At 39.1% G+C, this 1,159-nt stretch carries 2 protein-coding genes; both read right to left on the bottom strand.

Going from position 1 to position 1,159, the window contains the following annotated elements; genetic code table 11:
• On the bottom strand, positions 1–355 hold a 355-nt coding region (locus tag EO766_RS18190; RefSeq protein WP_287101801.1), incomplete at its 3' end, for a hypothetical protein.
• On the bottom strand, positions 352–951 hold the full coding sequence (locus tag EO766_RS18185) for a hypothetical protein (RefSeq protein WP_287101800.1): 600 nt from the start codon (positions 949–951) through the stop codon (positions 352–354). The genes EO766_RS18185 and EO766_RS18190, both read right to left, overlap by 4 nt.
• Between the last annotated feature and the right edge of the window lie 208 nt (positions 952–1,159).

Below are 1,159 nucleotides of genomic sequence, written 5' to 3'. Positions count from 1 at the left end.
TTACCGCTTCACATTCAACACTCATAATCTTTGTATCAGTTGCCAATGATATAAAAAGATTTTTTCCGTTTTCATCCAGCCACGGCAACAAATAACGCCAATCATAATTCGCGTTATGTGCTACCCAGTGGTGAGAATCATAATAATTCATAACGCGCCAAATTTCTGAAAGTATTTCGTCCGGCGTACCAACAAAATAACCGTAATCTTGAACTTCTCCATCTAAATCTAAAGCGGCGTATTGACCCATTAAAAGAGTACCGCCTAAATTGTCGGTTTCAAAATCAAATGCAGCTATTAACTCGGGCTTACATCGATTTGATTTTTTAATTGGGTCATATTTTGTTTGTTTCATTTTCTAATCCGAACAATGTAGGTTATTGATTCAATATTGTAGGTTTCGCCAAATTTGTAACTAGACATTATCTCGTCTAAATCTTCTAACTCTGCCAATACAGCGTCAACATTTTTAGGAATATTATTATAAGGCGTTGCAGTGGTTATCTCAGCCCCTCCGTCTTTTGGCCTCATTGTAATGATTCGCCTGTAACTTCTTGCCTTGGGTATTTGTGCTATCGCTTGGAATGCTTCAGCAACCGTGACAGAGTTAATAGGCGACACTACAAATTTAGTTAAGTATCCGTCCTTGTGTTTTAATTCAACTTTATTTTTCTTTATTTCTTTTTCATATTGTTTTAATTCAGCTCCTTTTTTCTTTCCCCTCCGGGGCTTTGCTGAAAATGCAATAGGGTTTTCCGCTTTGTTCTTTTTTGCTTGCGTTTCGTTTGTTAATCCCTCTTTAGATAATCGACCTATTTTTTCGTCATATTGTCGCCGGGATATTATCTCACCTGTTTTTGTATTAACGTAATTTCGAGTTGTGTCGCCTTTTAACCTCACCCAGTGTGCCGGGTTCTTGTCTGTTATTATTGGGGCTTTTCGCTTTGCCATATTTAGCCAGTAGAAAATTAAAAGGTTATGCCCCCCGATTATGGCAGATAGCGGGGGCAGGGTCTAATTGTATCTGACCGGGGTTTAGTCAGGGTTTCATAGTTTACGCCTATCGAATGTCCGGTTGTCGCCATGGGGGGTGTTGCCAGCGGCATAACACATCTACAACAAAAAGTCAAGAAAAAAATTAGAGTGGTTGGGGTGGTAT

This window comes from Hydrotalea sp. AMD (assembly GCF_004100315.1).
Lineage (GTDB): Bacteria > Bacteroidota > Bacteroidia > Chitinophagales > Chitinophagaceae > Hydrotalea > Hydrotalea flava.
The sequence above is the reverse complement of the archived record's forward strand: the minus strand, read 5'-3'. Positions and strand labels throughout refer to the sequence as shown.